Origin of the sequence: Komagataeibacter xylinus (assembly GCF_031081985.1) — a bacterium.
GTDB classification, from domain to species: domain Bacteria; phylum Pseudomonadota; class Alphaproteobacteria; order Acetobacterales; family Acetobacteraceae; genus Komagataeibacter; species Komagataeibacter xylinus_E.
Window position 1 is genome coordinate 103,077 of record NZ_JARWSK010000009.1, and the last position, 20,062, is coordinate 123,138.

General features: G+C 63.6%; 24 protein-coding genes. 13 read left to right on the top strand and 11 right to left on the bottom strand.

Going from position 1 to position 20,062, the window contains the following annotated elements:
• Positions 1 to 19 precede the first annotated feature (19 nt).
• Positions 20 to 1,240, bottom strand: a complete 1,221-nt coding sequence (locus QEG70_RS15400; protein ID WP_308721416.1) for an NADP-dependent isocitrate dehydrogenase — start codon at positions 1,238 to 1,240, stop codon at positions 20 to 22.
• 232 nt (positions 1,241 to 1,472) lie between these two features.
• On the opposite strand from QEG70_RS15400, the gene QEG70_RS15405 reads away from it, so the two are divergent.
• Positions 1,473 to 3,128 (top strand): phosphoethanolamine transferase, encoded by a 1,656-nt coding sequence (locus QEG70_RS15405; protein ID WP_308721417.1) that lies wholly within the window; start codon positions 1,473 to 1,475, stop codon positions 3,126 to 3,128.
• 83 nt (positions 3,129 to 3,211) lie between these two features.
• Here QEG70_RS15405 and QEG70_RS15410 read toward each other — a convergent pair whose 3' ends face one another.
• Positions 3,212 to 3,607 carry a hypothetical protein gene (locus tag QEG70_RS15410; protein ID WP_308721418.1) on the bottom strand — a complete coding sequence of 132 codons (396 nt, stop codon included), beginning with the start codon at positions 3,605 to 3,607 and terminating at the stop codon, positions 3,212 to 3,214.
• A 48-nt stretch (positions 3,608 to 3,655) separates the two neighbouring features.
• Entirely contained in the window at positions 3,656 to 4,342 is a 687-nt protein-coding gene (locus QEG70_RS15415) for a GDSL-type esterase/lipase family protein (RefSeq protein ID WP_308721419.1), read from the bottom strand.
• Positions 4,343 to 4,414: 72 nt separating this feature from the next.
• Between QEG70_RS15415 and QEG70_RS15420 the strand changes: the two genes are divergently transcribed.
• The 3 genes from QEG70_RS15420 (at position 4,415) to QEG70_RS15430 (ending at position 6,365) form a co-directional block, all read left to right on the top strand.
• Positions 4,415 to 5,506 carry a restriction endonuclease gene (locus tag QEG70_RS15420; protein ID WP_308721420.1) on the top strand — a complete coding sequence of 364 codons (1,092 nt, stop codon included), beginning with the start codon at positions 4,415 to 4,417 and terminating at the stop codon, positions 5,504 to 5,506.
• A gap of 320 nt (positions 5,507 to 5,826) precedes the next feature.
• Positions 5,827 to 6,030 carry a hypothetical protein gene (locus tag QEG70_RS15425; protein WP_308721421.1) on the top strand — a complete coding sequence of 68 codons (204 nt, stop codon included), beginning with the start codon at positions 5,827 to 5,829 and terminating at the stop codon, positions 6,028 to 6,030.
• A gap of 2 nt (positions 6,031 to 6,032) precedes the next feature.
• On the top strand, positions 6,033 to 6,365 hold the full coding sequence (locus tag QEG70_RS15430; RefSeq protein ID WP_308721422.1) for a DMT family transporter: 333 nt from the start codon (positions 6,033 to 6,035) through the stop codon (positions 6,363 to 6,365).
• A gap of 82 nt (positions 6,366 to 6,447) precedes the next feature.
• On the opposite strand, the gene QEG70_RS15435 is transcribed toward QEG70_RS15430, so the two are convergent.
• Entirely contained in the window at positions 6,448 to 6,870 is a 423-nt protein-coding gene (locus tag QEG70_RS15435; protein WP_308721423.1) for a hypothetical protein, read from the bottom strand.
• Positions 6,871 to 7,137: 267 nt separating this feature from the next.
• Positions 7,138 to 7,314, bottom strand: coding sequence for a hypothetical protein (locus QEG70_RS15440; protein WP_165165659.1), 177 nt, complete (start codon positions 7,312 to 7,314; stop codon positions 7,138 to 7,140).
• A gap of 258 nt (positions 7,315 to 7,572) precedes the next feature.
• Between QEG70_RS15440 and QEG70_RS15445 the strand changes: the two genes are divergently transcribed.
• Positions 7,573 to 8,043: a phosphate-starvation-inducible PsiE family protein gene (locus QEG70_RS15445; RefSeq protein ID WP_308721424.1), complete on the top strand. Its 471-nt coding sequence runs from the start codon at positions 7,573 to 7,575 to the stop codon at positions 8,041 to 8,043.
• A gap of 102 nt (positions 8,044 to 8,145) precedes the next feature.
• Here the strand turns inward: QEG70_RS15445 and QEG70_RS15450 are convergent, their stop codons facing one another.
• A complete protein-coding gene (locus QEG70_RS15450; protein ID WP_308721425.1) occupies positions 8,146 to 8,307 on the bottom strand; it encodes a hypothetical protein in 162 nt (53 codons plus the stop codon).
• Between the two features lie 181 nt (positions 8,308 to 8,488).
• On the opposite strand from QEG70_RS15450, the gene QEG70_RS15455 reads away from it, so the two are divergent.
• On the top strand, positions 8,489 to 8,665 hold the full coding sequence (locus tag QEG70_RS15455) for a hypothetical protein (RefSeq protein WP_308721426.1): 177 nt from the start codon (positions 8,489 to 8,491) through the stop codon (positions 8,663 to 8,665).
• Positions 8,666 to 9,072: 407 nt separating this feature from the next.
• Positions 9,073 to 9,228, top strand: coding sequence for a hypothetical protein (locus QEG70_RS15460; RefSeq protein WP_244192101.1), 156 nt, complete (start codon positions 9,073 to 9,075; stop codon positions 9,226 to 9,228).
• 22 nt (positions 9,229 to 9,250) lie between these two features.
• On the opposite strand, the gene QEG70_RS15465 is transcribed toward QEG70_RS15460, so the two are convergent.
• On the bottom strand, positions 9,251 to 9,424 hold the full coding sequence (locus QEG70_RS15465) for a hypothetical protein (protein ID WP_308721427.1): 174 nt from the start codon (positions 9,422 to 9,424) through the stop codon (positions 9,251 to 9,253).
• A gap of 82 nt (positions 9,425 to 9,506) precedes the next feature.
• Positions 9,507 to 10,694: an aldose epimerase family protein gene (locus tag QEG70_RS15470; RefSeq protein WP_308721428.1), complete on the bottom strand. Its 1,188-nt coding sequence runs from the start codon at positions 10,692 to 10,694 to the stop codon at positions 9,507 to 9,509.
• A gap of 174 nt (positions 10,695 to 10,868) precedes the next feature.
• On the opposite strand from QEG70_RS15470, the gene QEG70_RS15475 reads away from it, so the two are divergent.
• Together QEG70_RS15475 and QEG70_RS15480 are read left to right on the top strand one after the other, a co-directional pair.
• Positions 10,869 to 11,306: a surface-adhesin E family protein gene (locus QEG70_RS15475; protein ID WP_308721429.1), complete on the top strand. Its 438-nt coding sequence runs from the start codon at positions 10,869 to 10,871 to the stop codon at positions 11,304 to 11,306.
• Positions 11,307 to 11,400: 94 nt separating this feature from the next.
• A complete protein-coding gene (locus tag QEG70_RS15480) occupies positions 11,401 to 11,769 on the top strand; it encodes a hypothetical protein (RefSeq protein WP_308721430.1) in 369 nt (122 codons plus the stop codon).
• A gap of 101 nt (positions 11,770 to 11,870) precedes the next feature.
• Here the strand turns inward: QEG70_RS15480 and QEG70_RS15485 are convergent, their stop codons facing one another.
• Complete coding sequence (locus tag QEG70_RS15485; RefSeq protein ID WP_308721431.1) at positions 11,871 to 12,791, bottom strand: hypothetical protein; 921 nt, start codon at positions 12,789 to 12,791, stop codon at positions 11,871 to 11,873.
• Positions 12,792 to 13,106: 315 nt separating this feature from the next.
• On the opposite strand from QEG70_RS15485, the gene QEG70_RS15490 reads away from it, so the two are divergent.
• Positions 13,107 to 13,718, top strand: a complete 612-nt coding sequence (locus QEG70_RS15490; protein WP_308721432.1) for a hypothetical protein — start codon at positions 13,107 to 13,109, stop codon at positions 13,716 to 13,718.
• Between the two features lie 149 nt (positions 13,719 to 13,867).
• Positions 13,868 to 14,395: a hypothetical protein gene (locus QEG70_RS15495; protein ID WP_308721433.1), complete on the top strand. Its 528-nt coding sequence runs from the start codon at positions 13,868 to 13,870 to the stop codon at positions 14,393 to 14,395.
• A 41-nt stretch (positions 14,396 to 14,436) separates the two neighbouring features.
• Here QEG70_RS15495 and QEG70_RS15500 read toward each other — a convergent pair whose 3' ends face one another.
• Positions 14,437 to 14,616, bottom strand: a complete 180-nt coding sequence (locus tag QEG70_RS15500) for a hypothetical protein (RefSeq protein WP_308721434.1) — start codon at positions 14,614 to 14,616, stop codon at positions 14,437 to 14,439.
• A gap of 340 nt (positions 14,617 to 14,956) precedes the next feature.
• On the opposite strand from QEG70_RS15500, the gene QEG70_RS15505 reads away from it, so the two are divergent.
• Both QEG70_RS15505 and QEG70_RS15510 read left to right on the top strand, forming a co-directional pair.
• Positions 14,957 to 15,481, top strand: a complete 525-nt coding sequence (locus tag QEG70_RS15505; RefSeq protein WP_308721435.1) for a hypothetical protein — start codon at positions 14,957 to 14,959, stop codon at positions 15,479 to 15,481.
• A gap of 331 nt (positions 15,482 to 15,812) precedes the next feature.
• Positions 15,813 to 17,222 (top strand): GntT/GntP/DsdX family permease, encoded by a 1,410-nt coding sequence (locus QEG70_RS15510; RefSeq protein ID WP_308721436.1) that lies wholly within the window; start codon positions 15,813 to 15,815, stop codon positions 17,220 to 17,222.
• 96 nt (positions 17,223 to 17,318) lie between these two features.
• Here the strand turns inward: QEG70_RS15510 and QEG70_RS15515 are convergent, their stop codons facing one another.
• Positions 17,319 to 19,859, bottom strand: coding sequence for an excinuclease ABC subunit UvrA (locus QEG70_RS15515; RefSeq protein ID WP_308721437.1), 2,541 nt, complete (start codon positions 19,857 to 19,859; stop codon positions 17,319 to 17,321).
• Between the last annotated feature and the right edge of the window lie 203 nt (positions 19,860 to 20,062).

Sequence of the window (20,062 nt, forward strand, 5' to 3'; positions counted from 1 at the left end):
GCACCCTAGAACTTCTGTTTTATGCCTTGGCCAGCGCCGTGCGCAGCTTTTCATCCAGCACGTCAAGGAAAGGCTGGGTGTCGAGCCATTTGGTGTCCTTGCCCACGAGCAGGGCGAGGTCCTTGGTCATCTGGCCACCTTCCACCGTCTCGATGCACGCGCGCTCGAGCGTGTGGGCGAAGTGGGTGACATCGGGCGTGTCATCGAATTTGCCGCGATAGGCCAGGCCGCGCGTCCACGCAAAGATCGAGGCGATGGGGTTGGTGCTCGTCGGTCGCCCCTTCTGGTGCTCGCGGAAGTGGCGGGTCACGGTGCCGTGGGCGGCTTCCGCCTCCACCACGTCGCCCGTGGGGTTGAGCAGCACCGAGGTCATCAGGCCAAGGCTGCCGAAGCCCTGGGCCACGATGTCGCTTTCCACGTCGCCATCATAGTTCTTGCACGCCCACACATAGCCACCCTTCCACTTGAGCGCACAGGCCACCATGTCATCAATCAGGCGGTGCTCGTAGGTCAGGCCCAGCTTTTCAAACTCGGCCTTGAACTCGCGCTCGTACACCTCCTGGAACACATCCTTGAACATGCCGTCATAGGCCTTGAGGATGGTATTCTTGGTGGACAGGTAGACCGGCAACTTCCGGTCGCGCCCATAGGCCAGCGAGGCGCGGGCAAACCCCTCGATCGAGGCGCGGGTATTGTGCATGCCCAGCGCCACGCCGGGGCCCTTGAAGTCATGCACGTCAAGCACCTGCTCGGGGCCGCCATCGGCGGGCGTGTAGCGCAGCGTGACCTTGCCGGGGCCGGGAATGCGCGTTTCGGCCGCGCGGTAGATATCGCCATAGGCATGGCGGCCGATCACGATGGGCTGGGTCCAGTGCGGCACGAGGCGCGGCACGTTGGTGCAGATGATCGGCTCGCGGAAGATGGTGCCATCAAGGATGTTGCGGATGGTGCCGTTGGGCGAGCGCCACATCTTTTTGAGGCCAAACTCCTTCACCCGGTCCTCATCGGGGGTAATGGTGGCGCATTTCACGCCCACGCCGTAGCGGCGCACGGCCTCGGCGGCGTCCACGGTCACGCGGTCATCGGTTTCGTCGCGGTGAGTGATGCCGAGGTCATAATATTTCAGGTCGATATCGAGATAGGGCAGGATCAGCCGCTCGCGGATGAAATGCCAGATGATGCGGGTCATCTCGTCGCCATCCATCTCGACAACGGGATTCTTGACCTTGATCTTTGCCATGGTACGTCTGTGTGCCTTTGTTGAATCTGGTTTTTTTGAAGGGTGTTTTCTTGTGGCGCCCGTCTGCGCGGGCCCTCCCGGCGGCCCGCATTATTAGGCGCGTGCCCGGACGATAAAAAGCATTGCCGCCTGCCGGTTCGTTCACAAACGTGCCAGCCCCGCGGCGCGTGGCCGTTTGCCGCCATTGCGCGCGGGTCTACCCGCCCGTTCGCGCCCGTGGCATGAAGGCGGCATGAACTGGCATTTCCCCCCACGCGCGCTGTGGCGCAGGCAGCCCTCATGGCGGCAGGCCTGGCCTGACGTGCTGCTGGGGCTGATGGCTGGCCTGGCATTGCTGCCTGCCTGCACGGCGTTGCAGGGCATTGCGCGTGCGCTCATGCTGTGGGGGGTGATCGCGCTCGCCTTCAACAGCAGGCGGGTGCTGCTGGCGGTCTTGCTGCCTGCCGTCGTGCTGCTGCCCGGCGCGCTGTATTACATCCATATCAGCGGGGTGCCGCCGGGTTATCCGTTATGGCTGATCCTGTTCTACTGCTCGGTGCCGGTGGTGATGGGGTATGTCGCCCCGGTGCTGCCGTGGCTGTGCGCGTGGGCGGTGTTCTGGTCGGGGCTGGCCGCGCTTTACGTATCGCGCCCGCGTGGGGCGGTGGTGCCGTGGCCTGCCCGGTGGCGTCTTGGCGCGGTGGCGGTGCTGGTGACGATGCTGGTGGTGCCCGTGATGCGGCTGTGGCACAGCCTGCCGCCCACCCGCGCGGGTACCGACAACCCGCTGGTGGCCATCCATGCCCGCTTTGACCGCGCCTGGCCGTGGAGCCTGCTGACCGGCTATGCAGCAGCAAGGCGCGAGACATGGCGCGTGACCGCCATGGCGCGGCGCATCAGCCATGAGCCGGTCCACTTTCTGACCCCGCCCGCAACCGATGCGCGGCAGGTGATCGTGCTGGTCATTGGCGAGAGCGCGCGCCGCGACCACCATCATGGCTTTGGCTACGCCCTGCCCACCACGCCGGAAATGGACCGCCTGCCCGGCCTGCTGCGCTTTGACAATGTGGTTACGCCGTTTGACTACACGGTGGGTGCCGTGCCGGTCATCCTGTCAGGCTATGACCGGCTGCAGCCGGGGGCCGTGCCGGGGCATGACCTTGTATCCGTGTTCAACGCGGCGGGGTTCGATACGTGGTGGATCAGCAACCACCCCCGCCTTGGCCCGTATGACAGCGTGATCGGCGCCTATTCGGAGCAGGCGCATCACATCGCCTATACCACCGTGCAGGGTGGCGTGATGAGCAGGCCGGTGCTTGATGAACGGATGCTGCCCGTGTTCGATCAGGCGGTTGCCGGGGCGAAGGGGCCGGTGCTGATCGTGCTGCACCTGTTTGGCAGCCATGAGAACGCGGCGGACCGCGCCCCGCCGGGCTTCGCCCATCTGGGCAGCGCCTATGACAACAGCATTGCCTATACCGACCACATCCTTGCCCGCGTGCAGGCCAGCCTGCAGGCGCATGGGGGGGAATCGGCCCTGTTTTACGTGCCGGACCATGGGGTGCGGGTGAATGAATGCACCGGCGGCATTCCCGCGCATGGCGATGTGCGCGCAGCCTATGAAGTGCCGCTCTATTTCTGGGCCTCGCCTGACTGGCAGGCCGCCCACGCCCCGGCCATGCAGGCCGCGCGCGCCAACGTGCATGCGCCGTTTACGCTGGCCAGCATGCCCGCCAGCGTGCTTGAGGCGGCGGGGCTGGCCTATGCGGGGTTGGATCGTAGCCTGTCGGTGCTGTCAGCGGACCCGGCCCGCCCGCGCCGGATCGTGCATGGCGATAATGCTGCCAACCAGAACGTGGATTACGACCAAAGCCATGACGACCAGAGCTGTCATATCGCGAGCGACTGACCGCTTATGACTCAAAAAGCTTCGAAAGAATGCCGCCTTTTTGAAAAAAGGCGGCACCCAAAAACTTCTATTTTTTCAGGATTTTACTTCCCGTTGGGGTGGTCCTTGCGCCAGGCGTCATAGCGGCGCTTGTCCAGGCAGTAGGCCAGGTCACGATAGAGCTGGATGTGGCGGATATGGGTCACTTCCTCCTGGCAGGCGATCTTGTCGCTGTCCTTGTATTCCTCCCATGCGGGTTGCAGCACCAGGGCGCGCTCCTTTTCCGCCGTGACGCAGGCATTGGTTACTTCATCGCCAAACTCGGTGGTGCAGACATCGACCACCGGATAGTTGGGGAATGTCAGCGATGGTGCTGCAAGCTGCACCTCGGGGCGGATATACAGCGAGTTCAGTTCCGCCTCGGGCACGTCGGCGCGGGCGGCGGGCATGCAGGCCACGGCCAGCGCGCCCAGCAGGGCACAGGTGATGATCTTGTTCATGTCTCTGTATGCCTTCATTCGAAAAAGCGCGGCACGAAGCTGCGTGCCTTATGTGGCCATAATGCCTGTTCCTGCCAAGGGGAATGGGGATATGCGTTTCGCCCCGGCCATCAGGTTCCGCCAGGCGGGCCAGTCATGCACCAGCCGGGCCAGCACGGCATGGCCCGCCCCGCCGGGATGCAGCCCGTCACCCTGGGCAATCCCGCCACACCATGCGGCGCTGCCCAGCAACGGTGCCCAGACAGACAGGAAGGGCACGCCAGCCCGACTGCATAATGCCGCCATCGCCTGCTCCAGCACGCGGGTGCGCTGGTCGGGGCCGGGCCGCCCTACGGGCGGAGGGCCGATCATCAGGGTTGGCCACGTGGCGCGGGTGCTGCGCAGGATCCGTTCGGTGGCATGCAGGCTGTCCTGTAGCGCCAGCCGGGGCTGGCCTGCGGCATCGACCCTTGCGTCATTGGCCCCGAATGACAGGATTATGCCGCCATCATCGCGCCCGTGCAGGCGGGCCTGTGCTTCAGCCTGCCAGCGTTGCGCGATGTCGTGGCTGGTCTGGCCCCTGACGCCAAGGTTGTAGAGGGTGAGATCATGCCCCGCCTGCCGCTCGATTGCGCAAAGCCGACCGGCCCAGCCCTGGCAGGTTTCATCGCCCGTTCCCGTGACATAGCTGTCACCGATAAAGCAGAGTCGCATGCGGGCATGATAGGCCCACACCCGGTGCGAAGGCACTGGCATTTCTCTACTTTCTTATTTTGTTCTCACGTTTTAGACTGGTTGCGTCACGAATGCAGGGGAGCAGAAATACAAATGCGGGCAGGCATCACGCCAGGGTTGGGCTTGTGGCTTTTGCTGGTCCCCGTGCCCGTGCTGGCAGCCCCCACCGCCTATCAGGTCGCGCCTGGCGCCATAGGGTGCATGCAGGCCGCCAGCCTGCGCCGGGTGGGGGAGCTGTCCCTTTCCATGCCTGCTGCTCCTTACGCGCAGGCGCTGGCGCAACTGCATTGCCAGCGCGTTGACGGGGCGGGAACATGGCAATTACTGGGCAGGCGCGACGACGACACCGTGGCGCGGCTGCGCCCGCTGCCCGCACGGCGGGGAAACACGCCGCTATATTTTGCCGCCAGTGCCGTCAGTGCCGTGGGTGTGGCGGGGGCCACGCCCGCAGTGCTGCCATCAGGGGTATGGCGGCTTGTGCTGGCGGGCGGCGTGGTGATGGTGCTGTGGCTTGTGCTGCGTTATGGCAGGCGATGGTGGCGGCGCAGGCGGGCGTGGCGGCTGTGCAGGCAACTGGTGCACCATCATGGCGAGGCCCTGCGCATCCGCCGCCGGCAACTGGTGCAGTTCAACAGTTACGGGGTGGAGCGCACCACGAAATGGGAGCGCGAGCAGGCGGAATTCGTCAAGACGATCATCCAGCCTGCCCTGCGCGGCAAAAGGCTGGCGGCAACGTGGCCTGCCCTCGCCCGGCGCGTGCTGGCGCTGATTGATCAGGTGGCGCGTCAGGCCCCCTCCGGCAGTGATGCAGCGGATGGCTTTTCACCTGACATGGACCCCATCGCCTATGAGCGGTACTGCGCCGACCGCCTGCGGGCCTGTGGCTGGGATGCCCACGCCACCCCGCCGGGCGGTGACCAGGGGGCGGATGTTATTGCCGTGCATGGTCCTGTGCGGCTGGTGGTGCAGTGCAAGCTGTACCGCAACGCCGTGGGCAATGAGGCCGTGCAGCAGATTGCAGCCGCCCGCCTGCATTACCATGCGGATGTGGCGGCCGTGGTCTCGAATGCGGATTACACGATCCCGGCCCGGCAGCTTGCGCGGTCCAACAACGTGTTCCTGCTGCATCACGATGAACTGCCAGCCTTTGCCGCCCGGCTGGCGCGGGCGCGAAAGAAGGCGTGACGGACATAGTATGTCATAACATGACAGGTGCCTGCCCACCCGCTTGCGCGCCCCACCCTGCGGGAGAGGCGGTCAGTCCTTCGTGGGCTGGGAAACTGTTGAAGAAGGCCGATTACGCGTGCTCAGCCGAACTGTAATCAGCAGATGGGCGATCATACGTGCAGAGTTGCTCATGGATCATACCTCCTATCCTCTTCATACATGAATCGTTTCGTAAAAGCGAAGGTTTCCTGAAAAATGGCCGCATTTTATGCTGCTGTTGCGCCTCATGGCCGCCATCCCCATCTGTAGGGCGGAACAGAACAGGACAGGATCAGGGCTTGAGACGACATCGTGTGATGCTGGACGGGCGTGAACTCTATGCCGGCGCGCAGTGGACGCATGTGCAGCGCTTTGCCGCCGCCCTGCAGGCCAAAGGGCAGAACGCCGTGGCGATTCGCGATGAAACACCCCCGCGGCCGCGTGCGCCCCGCACCCGCCTGCGCGGCCTGCCCCCGCGCGCGACGCCGCCCGCAAGGGATTGAGGGTGGCGTACTGTTACCTGATCATCGCCATCGTGGCGGAGGTGACGGCCACGTTCTGCCTGACCCTGTCCGTTGGTTTTACACGGGTGGGGCCATCATGCGTGACGGTGGTGGGGTATGGGGTGGCGTTTTATGCGCTGTCGCTGGCGTTGCGGGTCATTCCCACCGGCGTGGCCTATGCCATCTGGTCGGGTATTGGCACGGTGCTCATTACACTGGTCTGCCGCGTGGTGCTGGGGCAGAAACTCGACTTGGCCGCCATTGCGGGCATGACCCTGATCGTGTGCGGCGTGCTGGTCATGAACCTGCTTTCCGGAGCAGGGCAGCACGGATGAAAAGGTCTGGCGAAGCTTTTTTCAAGCTGGATGCCGCCCATTAAAAAAGGCTGGCTCCGCGTGGAGCCAGCCCATGTCATGTTCAGCGGTGATGATCACCACCCCCGCCGGGACCATGACCGCCGCCACCACCCGGACCGCCGGGGCCACGCCCGCCACCTCCCGGTCCGCCGCCGCCCCCAGGCCCGTGGCCACTCCCACCGAAGCCACCGCCATGATCGCCGCGCGGTCCGCCGCCGCCCATCGGCGGGCCACCGCCACCACCCCGGCGCGGGCCGCCAAAGCCACCCCTGAAGCCACCGCCACGGGGACCGCGGGGACCACCGCCGCGCCCGATATATTCCGGTGCGCCACCATAATAGTCGCCATAGCCACTGTAGTAGCCGCCGCCACCATAACCGTAGTCGCCATACCCGCCATAATAGCGGCCGGGCGGACCGTCCACGCAGGCGCTCAGGCCACTGGCCACGGCCAGTACGCAGAGGGATCGGGTCAGTTTTTTCATGGGGCAGCTCGTCCTTGATTGTCATTGCGGAGGCAGGGTCTGAGCCTGCGGGGCGCATATGAGTGCATTAAGGCGACTGTTCCGGTCTTTTCACGCACATGCAAGGGCGTGGGGAAACCGTGGTCCTGTTTTTTCACGCAAAGACGTCTTTGGTGAAGCTTTTTTCACAACGCCGCAAAAAACGCCGTTTTTTGCACGTCTTTCCCGCCGTGGGAAAAGGGAAAGGCCGGGGGAGAAGGCATTACCTTCCCATCCCGGCCAGCCCGCTTATTTCAGGCCATCGGCCTTGGCGAGTTCCTTGACGCGGCGCAGCAGCGAGGTTGCGTAGTCTTCCGCTTCCATCTTGGAACTGAACCCCGCAATGGCGCCGGTCAGGCCACCGATGTTGATTTCAAGCGCGAATTTGCCCTGTGCGTCGGGTCCGGTCGCTACGGCTTTGCTCATGATGGCATCCTGTTCGTCATGTTGTGTATCAGGGACACACGCGGTGTCCGTTCCACCATAATTGGGGTGGCACAGGGCCATCATCCAGACCCGCGCCTGCATGGCAGGATGCCGCGGCGCAATCTTGACATGGCGCCGCGCGATACAGAGGCCAGCCGCCGGTTTTGCACGGGGCGGGGTAAGCTTGTTACAAGGGTTGCCTTTCGTGGCGCGGCATGATGGCCGCCAGCGCCCTCCAGCAAGGATACCGCCCCGCATATGATGAAGCGCCTGCCCGGTTTTTTTCAGATGGCCCGCCTGTTCGACCTGTTCGAGGAGGGGGTGATGCTCATCCTGACCCTGCTGATCGTGGTGATCGCGGGCACGTCGCTTGTGCATGTGGTGGTGGCGGTGGGGCGCATGGTACTGACCTCGGGGCTGAACCCGACAAGCCCGGAGGTGCTGCAGGGCATTTTCGGCATGTTCTTTACCGTGCTGATTGCCCTTGAGTTCAAGCATTCCATCCTGGTGCTGCCCGATGCGCAGCCGCACAGCATGATCCGCATGCGCTCGGTGCTGCTGATCGGCATGCTGGCCACGGTGCGCAAGTTCATCGTCATCGACCTCAAGGAAGTCGATGTGATGGAACTGCTGGCCCTGTCGGCGGCCGTGCTGTCACTGGGCATTGTCTACTGGCTGGTGCGCGCGCCAACACCCGGCGCCACGGCACCCACCACGCCTGAAGAGTAGAAGAACAAAAGCTTCCCGGTGCCGCCTTTTTTCAAAAAGGCGGCGTTTTTTACGAAGCTTTTTGAAAAAAGGCTTCAACAGGAATTTTTATCTTTTCAGGTCTTATTTTGCGCGGGCGAGGTCGTCTTCAAGCTTTTTCATGCGCGCGGCAAGCGCATGGGCGTGCTCGGGGCGGTCCTTGAGTGCAATGGCGTGGTCGCGGCGCACCTGCTCGAGTTCACGCTCGAGGTCGGTGCTGGACGGCATGTGATGGTCTGCGGACATATGAAACTGGCTCCATGAAAAATGTTGCTCCTGTTCATGTCGGAATGCGTTGGGGATGGCGCAACCTGTTCTTTGCGCGGATGTGGTATGCCATGGCGCATCAGTGGCTTGCAGCGCGCAGGCGTGCTGGCATGATGCGCGAAGGAATTTCAACGCGCATGAGGGAAAGGAGTAAGGGCTGATGGATTTCAAGGACGGCGATATCGTGGTGGTGAAGGATAATGCCGCGGTCAGCCCCGAGCAGCGTGGCTTCAAGGGGGCCATCGTGGAAATGATAGAAAACGGGCAGGTGCGCGTTCGTAACGACAGGACCGGTAATGATGCCTGGTTCTCGACGGGCGACCTGCGCCACGAATAGCGGGGGCGTGTGGTCAGTCCCCATCCCACAGGCGCAGAAAGGCGTATGGATAGGCCATGCAGCTCCGCATCAGATGCATCATGCGGCCAGACCAGTCGGCGGCGGGCGCGGGGGCTGTCAGTATCTGCATGGCCGTGCTCCTTGAATGCTTTTGCACAGGTGGACGGGCCAGAAGGCCAGCCGGTTATCCCTGTAACGAAATGCAAGCATGAAAGTGGCCGGGGCGGGTATCACATCTGCATGAGTAATGCGCCGTTGCCCGGCTGGCGCATTGCCGCCGCGCATGTCGGGTTTGGACGGTTGTAGTTACATGGTGATAGAAGTACGCACGCCGGCCCCGCCGGGAACCAGACAGACAGCGAAGAGATTTGATGAACCGCGGCAAGATTGTAAAATGGGGGACCATCGTGTCCCTTCTGCTGATGATGGGCAGCGTGGGCGTGCTGGTGCGCGGCATGACGGCTGATGGCATTGGCCCCATCTCATGGATGGTGGCCGAAGGGCTTGCTGGGCTTGGCCTGCTGGGGCTGGGAATCATCAACATAAGTGGCGGGCGTGACTGACCGCCCGCCGGGGCCGTGGGGCCTAACCGCCCATGCCGGGGCCGCCTGAGCCGCCCGGTCCGTCGCTGAGCGAGTCCTGGCCGGGCGAGCCGGTCATGCCGCCCACGCCGCCGCTCTGGTCGGGATCGGTGGGCGGATGGCCGGCCTGGCAGGCTGCCAGCCCTGCAAGAAGCAGCAGAACGGTAATTTTTTTCATTGAGGGTTTGCGTCCTTCGATCACGATATGGCGAGGTATGTAAGGACATTGCTGCCAGAATCAAAGCCTTTCCCCCTCATCTTCAAGGGGCGGAGGCTGCAACGGGTTCCACGCCAAGGCGGTAGATTGTCATTTCATCATATGTCTGGCCGGGGCGGAGTGTGATCGAGGGGAAGTCCGGGTGGTTGGGACTGTCGGGATAATGCTGGGTTTCGAGCGCTATGCCATCACCCTGCCGGTATGTGCGGCCTGAAGGCCCGGCATAGGCGCCATCAAGGGAATTGGCCGTATAGACCTGCATGCCGGGCTGGGTGGTCAGCACCTCGAGCACCCGGCCCGATTCCGGGTCGCGTAACCGGGCCGCGGGCACCAGTGTTGCGGCCTGGGCGCGGTTGATGACCCAGTTCTGGTCATAGCCATGGGCATGAAGCATCTGGGGCATGCTGTCGCGCAGGCGCGCGCCGATGCGCTGGGGCGTACGGAAATCAAGCGCCGTGCCCGCCACCGGGGCGATGGTGCCGAGCGGCAGCGCATTGGCATCGGTGGGCGTATAGGCATCGGCATTGAGCTGGAGCACATGGTTTTCCACCGTGCCGCTGCCCTCGCCGCTCAGGTTGAAGTAGCTGTGGTTGGTCAGGTTGACCACCGTGGGCCGGTCTGTCGTGGCGCGGTAGTGCAGTGAAAGTTCATTGCGCGTGTTGAGCGCGAACGTGACATGCGTGGTCAGCGTGCCGGGAAAGCCTTCCTGCCCGTCGGGGCTGACAAGCTTCAGGGTCACGCTGGCGGTGTCTGCCGTGTGGCCCGTAGCCTCAACGGTCCAGACCTGTTTATCAAACCCCCTGCGGCCGCCATGCAGCGCGGTCGTGCCCTCGGTGGGGGGAATATGGTAGCGCTGGCCTTCAAGCACGAAGGTAGCGTTGGTGATGCGGTTGGCCACGCGGCCCACTGTCGCCCCAAAAAACAGGCCGCCCTGTGCGCTGTCCACCGTATAGCCCGCCAGCGTGGGGAAGCCGAGCACCACGTCATCGACATGGCCGGTGCGGTCCGGCGCTTCGATGGCGGAAATGATGGCCCCATAGCTCAGCACCTGCACGCGCATGCCGTGCGCATTGCCCAGGGTGAACCGTTCCACCCGCTGCCCGTCGGGCGCGGCGCCAAATGGCGCGCGGGTCACGGTGGGCGCGGGCAGGGGCTGCGCCCCGGCTGGGGCGGGCATGAGCAGGGCCGCCACGAGCAGGGCGGCGTTCGGGCGTGAAAAAAGGGCCTGCATGGCGGCTTCCTGTCAGCGCGAAGCGATATGCGACGTGTTTGCGGGTGGTTTGTCTTGCCGCTCCTGGCATGATCCTGCAAAACAGTCTCGTGATGTAGGGTCTGGCATGCATGGGCATCGTCCATGCAATGCAATGAAAGGGAGACAATGGGATACAGGGTAGTGTTGGCGGTGATGGCCGGAGGACTCGCCTGCGGTGGCCTGGCGGGCGGCGCGCGGGCGGCACTGGCGCAGGAACCTGCTTCCCCCGCCCCGCACGTGGCGGCGAACCTGCAGAAACTGCCGCCGTACCAGAACAAGGTGAACGAATATATCGACCTTGCCTCGGTGCAGGCGCGTGGCACCCATTCGTCGGCCACCTTCATCCAGGATTTTGACGAGGACATGATCCGCCACGGGCTGCCTTTTGCCTCGGTGCGGTTTTCCGTTGTCTATAACTGCGCGGGCGATACCTATCGCACAATGGCCTATTCCACCTGGTCGGGGCATATGGGCACCGGCCACCGCATTGCCGATGGCCCGGTGCCGCGTGGCGAAATGACGGTTGACCCCTCCCTGCGCGATGGACGTCGCATTGCCTGCGGCAAGGGAGCGCATGGCGAGGGGGAATGAGTTTTCACCCTGTGGATAAAACAGTAAATAATGTGGATAAACGGGTGGACGAGCCACGGGCTTACGCACCACATGGCTGAGGGAACAGATAAAAATGAGCGATCAGGCGACTGTGGACAGTCATGTGATTGACGCCGTGGCAACAGCCCTGGAAGGGGACGGGGCAACCCCCGCTCTCACCCCCGCCGCGCGCGAGCAGGCCCGCGCCTTCATGCAGCGGCTTGAACAGCAGGGGCTGAGCGTGACCTCCGCAGGTGGCGAATCCGCCCTACGCCTGATTTCAGACGGGTTTATCGACCTGTTCTCGAATGAGGACCGCAAGCTGAAATACGGCTCCCTTCTTGTGCTTTTCGTGGTGCTGGTGGTGCTTTACGTGCAGCCGCTGGTCATCCTGTTCGGCCTGCTGCTGAGCGGCGTGATCTTTTTCATACAGGCGCTGCGGCGCGACAACGCGGCCAACTGACACTTCAACGGTGGTGCCGCCCGCAGGTTGCATGACTGTGCCCGCAACCGCTTTCAGATCATGAAAGTTTCCGGCTGCCGCCTTTTTCCATAAAGAACCGTTTACTGTTTCTGCTCAGGGGCCTGTCCTGTCGCGGCTGGCGCTGCGTTCTTGGCGGGCAGGATGTCATCGCTGCCACTCGAGCCTGATACGAGCTGCCACTGCCGCCGGTCATCCTGATAGCGCGAGAGGCACATGAGCAGGGCCTGATATTTTTCCAGCCGGCCCGGATCATTCACCAGCGACAGGCAGGCCCCGCGCAGGTCGCTGTCATAGCCGGTCCAGTGTGTGCTGAGCGCGGCCTGGCTTTTCTGCTCGGCGCTGACGCATTCGCCATCCGTATCGAGCATTTCCACATGGGCGCGGTCGCAGTTGGCGGCAATGTCGTATTGCGGCAGCGCCACCCTGCGTCCGCGCTGGGTGTCATAGGGGTGGTGGGCCAGTTTTTCTATGTCCAGCCCCGGCTGGGCGGGGGCTGTGGCAACGGCGGGTTCAAGCGGTGGTGGCAGGCTCTCGCCATGGGCCATCGCGTAATGGGCCAGGTCCTCAAGGGCGGGCATCGCGCCCTTGAGCGAAAACGAAATGGGATCATGCTCGAAGGGAATGAGCGCGCCGGTGCCAGCGTTTTTCAGCGCGTTGACCAGGTCGGGCACGGTATCGGGCTTGAGGTCGCCACCCGCCGTGTCCCATTTCTGGCCGGTCAGGAAGGTCTGGAGGGCTATGGTGAACTTGCCGATCATCGCCATGGCGGTTTCCACGCCCTTGGGGTTGCGGTACCTGCCATGGCGCTGGTGAAAGGCAATGCCCAGCGTGCCGCTGGCCGCGCGGTAGAACATCACATCCAGCGTGCCCTGATGCGATATGACCATGGGCTGGCCGCCGGGGCCGCTATTGGCAAAGATCCAGTCCGGATCGGCCGCGCGCGCCTGTGTTGAGGCGCAAAGGGTTCCGATTGCCAGGATGGCAGCAGGTAACAGGCGCATCCCGGCTTTTTCCTTCCAGATCCATGAAAAAACAGTGTGGGCGAACCACATGATAACGGCCCCGCGCCCGCAGGCCAATGCCGTGCGCGCACGGCGGCCGTGTGGGGATGGGAAAATGAAAATCTTCTTTAGTATTATTATGCGTGCCCGCGTGGCAGGCATCGGCTGGGTGGAGCGACATGCTCTGTCGCGGGGCAGGCAGGCCCTTTCCTTATCCACAATTATGACAATATATGTCAACATCACGCCTGGGTGAAGCTGAAATCACCCACCATTCCGATTCGTCGGTCCTTGTTGCAATGGGATTGTCGCAAAGTGAGCACGAAATTTAAGGTTCTTCTGGGTTGCCTCACCTGTCTTGCCCTGCCGGGCGGGGCGTGGGCGCAGTCCTATGACAACACGGCGCATGCCATGCCGGTGGCCATGCAGCCGCAGGATGAAGACAGCAGTCCCAGCCCGTCGCAGATGCTCGTTGATGAACATGGCGGCGGCTGGGTCGCCATCCATCACACGCCCGATGCCGGGGTGCATACCGACCTGTGCATCGCCGGGTCGGAAAGCGAGATCCTGATGTTCCGCGCCGATGCCGACTCGCTACAGGTGCGCAGCGCGGATGATCACTGGACCCTCGCCAATGGCGAAAAGGGGGACATGACGGTCACGGTTGGCGCCTATACGCATGTCTTTCACATGCAGGCCAATGATGCCACGACGCTGGTCGCCAACATGCCCGCAGCCGACATGACCAGCCTGCTCGATGCCATGGCCCACCAGCACCTTGCGGTGGTGCGTTTTGGCAACCAGCCGCCGCTCAGCGTCAATCTTGCTGGCAGCGTGCCCGTGCTCGACCGCTTTCGTGGCTGCGCGGAAACCCAGCATTTTGCCGATCTTGGCCAGGGTGCGGGGCAGAAATCCTCGCCGTTCTGATCGTCTGACCGGCCGTCCAGCCGCCGTCCAGCCGCGCATGCATGGCTGCCCGCACGTTGCGTTGTGGTCACAGGCTGCGTGTCTATGGCAAAAATGGCCCTGCCGAATGCAGGCCGCAGGCTGATTTCTTGACGGAAGGACGACACGACGTGAGGCGACGTTTTCAACTTGGTGCGCTGGCCGGGCTGGCTCTCATGGCCACGGGCATGGCCGCCACACCCGCCATGGCCCGCGACCCCAGGGGGCATGCTGCCCCGCCCGCGCCGCCACCCACGCTTGATGTCGCTTCCTTTCAGGCGCAGGCCGCTCAGTATGTGGGCAAGCCCGTGCACATTGAGGGGTGCACCATTACCTCGGCCAATTCGGGCGGGGCGGATTGCGCGGCCTTCCGCATTGCCGACCTGCCGGGCAAGGTGGACTGGAATGGCGCCATCCCGCTCGATGGCCCCACGATGGAGGAAGCCTCCTTTCGCAAGGCGCAGCAGATCTGTGGGGATACCGGCCAGCATGAGCAGTGCCGTGCCGATGTGACCGGCGTGGTCTATGACCCGTTTGGGGATATGGGCGTGCAGAGCCAGCGCAATTTCGAGCTGCGTCAGGTCCGCATTCACTGGCTGGCGGAACCGGCCCCCAAAAAGGGTGATGGCCATCGCGCCATGCGGCAGGCCGCCCGCTGATTTGAAAGACGCCGCCCAGTTGAAAAACGGGCGGCGTTTTTTTATCCCGCGTGGCCTAGCAGATGCGAGAGCAGGGTGAACACGCCGCCGCACAGCATGCTGCCCATGACCACCATCGGCACGATCCACGCCTCGCGGATGAAGGTTGTCACATGCGTCATGGCGCGGCGCGTGGCCGGGCTGCGCATGGGCGACAGGGATGGATTGAGCATGGTTGTCATGGCGTGACGTCCCGGGGCGCTAGGGCCCAAAAAAGCGACTGCGGTGCGTAACCGGTGGCGCGTAATGGAGACATGGCGGCACGCTGTCAAGCATGAAAAACGGCCGCAGGCGCGGCATGGAGTTGGCAGGTGGAAAAAAATCCCGGTTTCAGGCTGTTTCCACGCACGCATGCATGTTTTACCTGCAGGGCGGTCGTGCCGCAGGTGCCTGTGCCCTCAGCCGTTGGGGGAAGAATCGTATGGATGCCGTCAAGGTGTCTGGCTGAACGGTCATGGGAGCCAGACCAACAGGACTGCGCCTGTCGAGAGTGGGGTATAAGCCCCCGTTTTCAATGAATGGATGACAGGACAGCTCATGCGTTTTTATCAGTGGATCATGGCGGCAGCCTGCCTGACGGTTGTGCCAGGTGCGTACGCGTCTACCCCGAGTGAACAGCAGGCCGTGCCCGAGATCAGGGCGGCCATGGCCAGCCCGGATACCAAAAACCTGTTTTCCATTGCCACGCATGAGAAATGTAATGTCCGCGTAGAATACAAAAACGGGTCTGATCGGTCAGACACCTGCAATGTTGCCTTATACAAAGTGAACAACAGGCTGTTCATCAGCACGGAAATATTCGGAAACAATAATATGCAGGTCGTATTTTATGGTTTCTTTTCAGATGCTGCGAGCAATAGTACAACCATTGGCCAGAACATCAACGGGATCCAGGTCATCACCAATGGTCAGTCTTATGCTGAAGATGCGACTGGCACCTGCAAGTTTGCGGGGGAAACCAAGGAACTGATCTGCAATGCCCAAGGCACTGCCAAGATCAGCAAGGCCGAGTTCTATGCAGCGGGTGTCGTGCACTCGTTGAAGTAAAAGCCTTTTCTGTGCGCGCATTGTCGGTTTTCAGGCATTGTTTGAGAACAACGCATTGATAAAAAATAATAAAAGTCTCTGAGTGCCGCCTTTTTCCAAAAAGGCGGCATTCTTTGAAGCTTTTTGAAAAACGCTTCATGATTTCTGGATATTTTCCGGGCTGACGTTTCAGGCAGTCTCTCAAACGCTGGCAGGCCCGCCTTGGGCATGCCTCCGTGCCGGGCAGGCTTTCGGGGGGTGCGTGCAAGGTTGTTGCTTTCCCGCATGGCTGCCCCTTACAAGGCGCGTCTGGCTGGATGAGACTGGCCGCTCTCATGCACGGGACCGCTCCATGACTTCGTTCACGCTGATCCTGACCGGCATCGGTTCCATTGCCGTTCTGCTCCTGCTTATTCTCAAACTCCGGCTGCATTCTTTCATAGCCCTGCTGGCCGTGGCCGTGGCCGTGGCCCTGCTCACCGGCATGCCCGTTGCAAAACTGGCTGATGCCATTCAGGGCAGCATGGGCCGTATCATGGGCCATATCGCCATTATCGTGGCCTTCGGGGCCATGATCGGGCGCATGGTTGACCTCTCGGGCGGGGCGGCAACCGTGGCGAATGCGCTGGTCCGCCGCGTGGGGTCCGCCCATGTGCCGCTTGCGCTGGTCATTGCCGCCTTTGGCGTGGGCATTCCGGTGTTTTTCGAGGTGGGCGTGATCATGCTCATGCCGCTGGTCTATGGCATGGCGCGGCAGACGGGCTGCGTGCCCGCCGTGTTCGGCATTCCCATGGCCGTGACCATGCTGACCGTCCATGCCCTGCTGCCGCCCCACCCCGGCGCGGTGGCGGTTGCGGCAGCCCTTGGCGTGGGGGCAGGGCACATGCTGCTGCTCGGCCTGCCGCTGGCAGCCGTGGCCACGGTGCTGACCTATGTGCTGACCCGGCCCATCATGGCGCAACCGCTGGGCTGCGCGCCCGATATCCGCGCCGTGGTGGAGGAGGCCCGCACGCCTGCACAGGGGCAGGGGGCGGGTGATGACGCGGCAGGCGCCTTCACGCAGGCCACCGTGCGCAGCCCGGTGAGCGTGGGCGAGATCCTGACCGTCATCGCCGTGCCGGTGGTGCTGATGGTGGCGGGCACGCTGGCGGGCGAGCTGATGGGCTCAGGGCGGTTGCGCACTGTGCTGGTCTTTACCGGGATTCCCTTCGTGGCGCTGGGGCTGGACGTGCTGCTCTGCGCGTGGCTGCTGGGGCTGCGGCGTGGCATGGCGCTGGCTACCGTATCCGATGTCGTGGCCGCCGCCCTGCCGGGCACCGCCATCATCATTCTCATTACCGGGGCGGGGGGCGCGTTTGCGCAGGTGCTGGTGGGGAGCGGCGTAGGCGATGCGCTGGGTGGCCTGCTGGCTTCTACCGGCCTGCCGCTGCTGGTGCTGGCCTTCGTGCTGACCATGATCCTGCGCGTAGCCCAGGGGCCGACCACGGTGGCGCTGATGACCACGGCGGGCATCCTTGGCCCCATGATCGGCCGCCTGCACCTTGACCAGACCCATCTGGCGCTCATGGCGCTGGCCATGGGGGCGGGGGGCATGGCGCTGTCTCATGTCAATGACGCGGGGTTCTGGATCGTAACAAGGCTGTGCGGCGTGAACGTGCGCGAGGGGCTGCGGAGCTGGAGCCTCATGACGCTGGTGGCATCGCTGCTGGTCTTTGCAGGTGTTGCGGCGCTGTGGGGCGTGCTGCCCGCCTCGCGCGGGTAACAGGTAAAAGTTTTTGGTGAAGCTTTTTTCAAAAAGCTGCGGAAGGATGCCGCCTTTTTGAAAAAAGGCGGCATCCAAAAACCTCTGTTCTGTACTTCAGCCCGTAAGGGGCAGCAGGAATGGCGCAGTCGCGCTGCCTTTCGCACGCGCCACGTCATGCGGCGTGCCAGCGGCCACGATCGTGCCGCCCCCGTCGCCCGCGCCCGGCCCCATGTCGATCATCCAGTCGCTTCGGGCGGCCACCCGCATGTCGTGCTCGGCCACCACCACGGTGTGGCCGCCATCCACCAGCGATTGCAGGTGGGCCTGCAACCGGTCCACATCGGCAGGGTGCAGGCCGGTGGTGGGCTCATCGAGAATATAGAGCGTATGGCCCCGGCGCTGCTTGCGCAGTTCGGTGGCAAGCTTGATGCGCTGCGCCTCGCCGCCTGAAAGCTCGGTGGCGGGCTGCCCCAGCCGCAGGTAGCCAAGCCCGCCCTGCTGCAATGTGGCGAGCGTGCTGGACAGGGCCGGGTTATGCGCAAAGAAGGCGGCGGCTTCATCCACCGTCATGGCCAGCACATCGGCAATGGACTTGCCGCCTATGGTCACTTCCAGCACCTCGGGCCGGTAGCGCGTGCCGTGGCAGGTGGGGCAGGGGGAATACACGCTGGGCAGGAACAGCAGCTCCACCATCACCGAGCCTGCGCCCTCGCAGGTGGGGCAGCGGCCTTTGGGCAGGTTGAACGAAAAACGACCCGCGTCATACCCGCGCGACCTGGCCAGATCGGTTGCGGCATAGATCTGGCGAATCATGTCGAACAGGCCGGTATAGGTGGCAAGGTTGGAGCGCGGGGTGCGGCCGATGGGTTTCTGGTCGATCATGACCAGCCGGCTGATCTGCTTGGCGCCCGACACCACATGGCCCTGCGGCGTGCCTTCGGGCATGTCCTCGATGGTATCGGCATCTGCCGTATCGGGCAGTTTCTGCCCCAGCGCGTGCGCCATGATGGCGGGCAGCGCCTGGCTGACAAGGCTGGACTTGCCTGAGCCTGACAGCCCGGTCACGGTCACGAACGTGCCCAGTGGAATCTCCACGCTCAGATCGTGCAGGTTGTTCCATGTCAGTCCCGCAAGCTTCAGCCACCCCCTGGCCGGGCGGGGCGTGCCCGCTATCGGGGCGTCACTGCCAAACAGGTAGGGCGCGGTGCGGGAGTTCTTGACCCCCCGCAGGCCATCGGGCAGGCCGCTATACAGCACCGCGCCCCCGCCCGTGCCCGCATCGGGGCCGACATCGACAATCCAGTCCGCCCGGCGGATGAGGTAGAGGTTATGCTCGACAATGAACAGCGAGTTGCCGGCCTGCTTCAGCCCTTCCAGCGCATCAAGCAGGTTGTGGGCATCGGCGGGGTGCAGCCCGCTTGAAGGTTCATCAAGCACATACACCACGCCAAACAGGCTGGAGCGGATCTGCGTGCCCAGCCGCAGGCGTTGGTATTCGCCCGGCGAAAGGGTGGTGACCGAGCGGTCGGCCTGCAGGTAGCCAAGGCCCAGATGCTCCAGCACCGCAATGCGGCCGAGCAGGTCGGTGGCCATGCGCCGCGCGGCAATGGCGGTGGCGTCGCCCGCCTGCGGGGCGTGCTCGGGTGCCTGCGTGCCGTCAGCCAGCGGGGCCAGCGTGCGCGCGATGGTGGCCAGCGGCTGGCGCGTGAGTTCGGCAATGTTCAGCCCCGCGATGGTGACGCGCAGCGCATCGGGGTTGAGGCGGCCGCCATGGCAGGTGGGGCACGGGGTTGCGGTGAGGAACCGCTCGGCCCGTCTGCGCATGTTCGCACTCTGCGATGTGGCAAAGGTATGCAGCACGTAGCGCCGCGCACCGGTAAAGGTGCCGTTATAGGCAGGGGGCACCTTGTCGCGCAGCGCGCGCTGCACGGCTGCGTGGTCAAGGCCGGGATAGACGGGGTAGGTGGGCGTTTCCTCGGTGTAGAGGATCCAGTTGCGGGTTTTTTCCGGCAGGTCGCGCCAGGGGCAGTCCACGTCCACGCCCTTGGTGATCAGGATATCGCGCAGGTTCTGCCCCTGCCATGCCGTAGGCCACGCCGCGACCGCGCGCTCGCGGATGGAAAGGCTGTCATCAGGCACCAGCAGCGCGGTGGTGGTGTCCATGATGCGGCCCTGGCCGTGGCATTGCGGGCAGGCGCCTTCTGGCGTGTTGGTGGAGAACGATTCCGCCTCCAGCCGCGTCATGCCCGCAGGGTAATGCCCCGCGCGGGAATAGAGCATGCGCAGCAGGTTCGACAGCGTGGTGATGCTGCCCACGGTGGAGCGCCCGGTGCCGGTGCCGCGCTGCTGCTGGAGCGCAATGGCAGGCGGCAGCCCCTCGATGGATGTGACATCGGGCACCGGCATCTGCCGAAACAGCCTGCGGGCATAGGGCGAGACCGATTCAAGGTAGCGCCGCTGCGCCTCCGCATACAGCGTGCCGAACGCCAGCGAGGATTTGCCCGAGCCGGACACGCCGGTGAACACGACCAGCCGGTCACGCGGAATGTCCACGCTGACATCCTTGAGGTTGTGCTCGCGCGCGCCGCGCACATGCACGAAGTCGGGCCGGGTGGACGGATCAGCCGCGGGAGCAGGAACGGGGCGCTGTGACATGGCAAGACGGGCCTTTGATGCAATGGGCGGCCACGGGGCCGGCAGGAGGAACCTGTTATAACCCGGCTGGCGCGTGGTTCACGCCCCCTCTTGCGGTATTCATATTATCACTCATAACGGTATTGCTATTGTTGGATTACGGGGCATTCGGCTTGACCGGTCAGGTCAGGCAACGCATCCCAATAGCGGTAAGAAGTTATGTT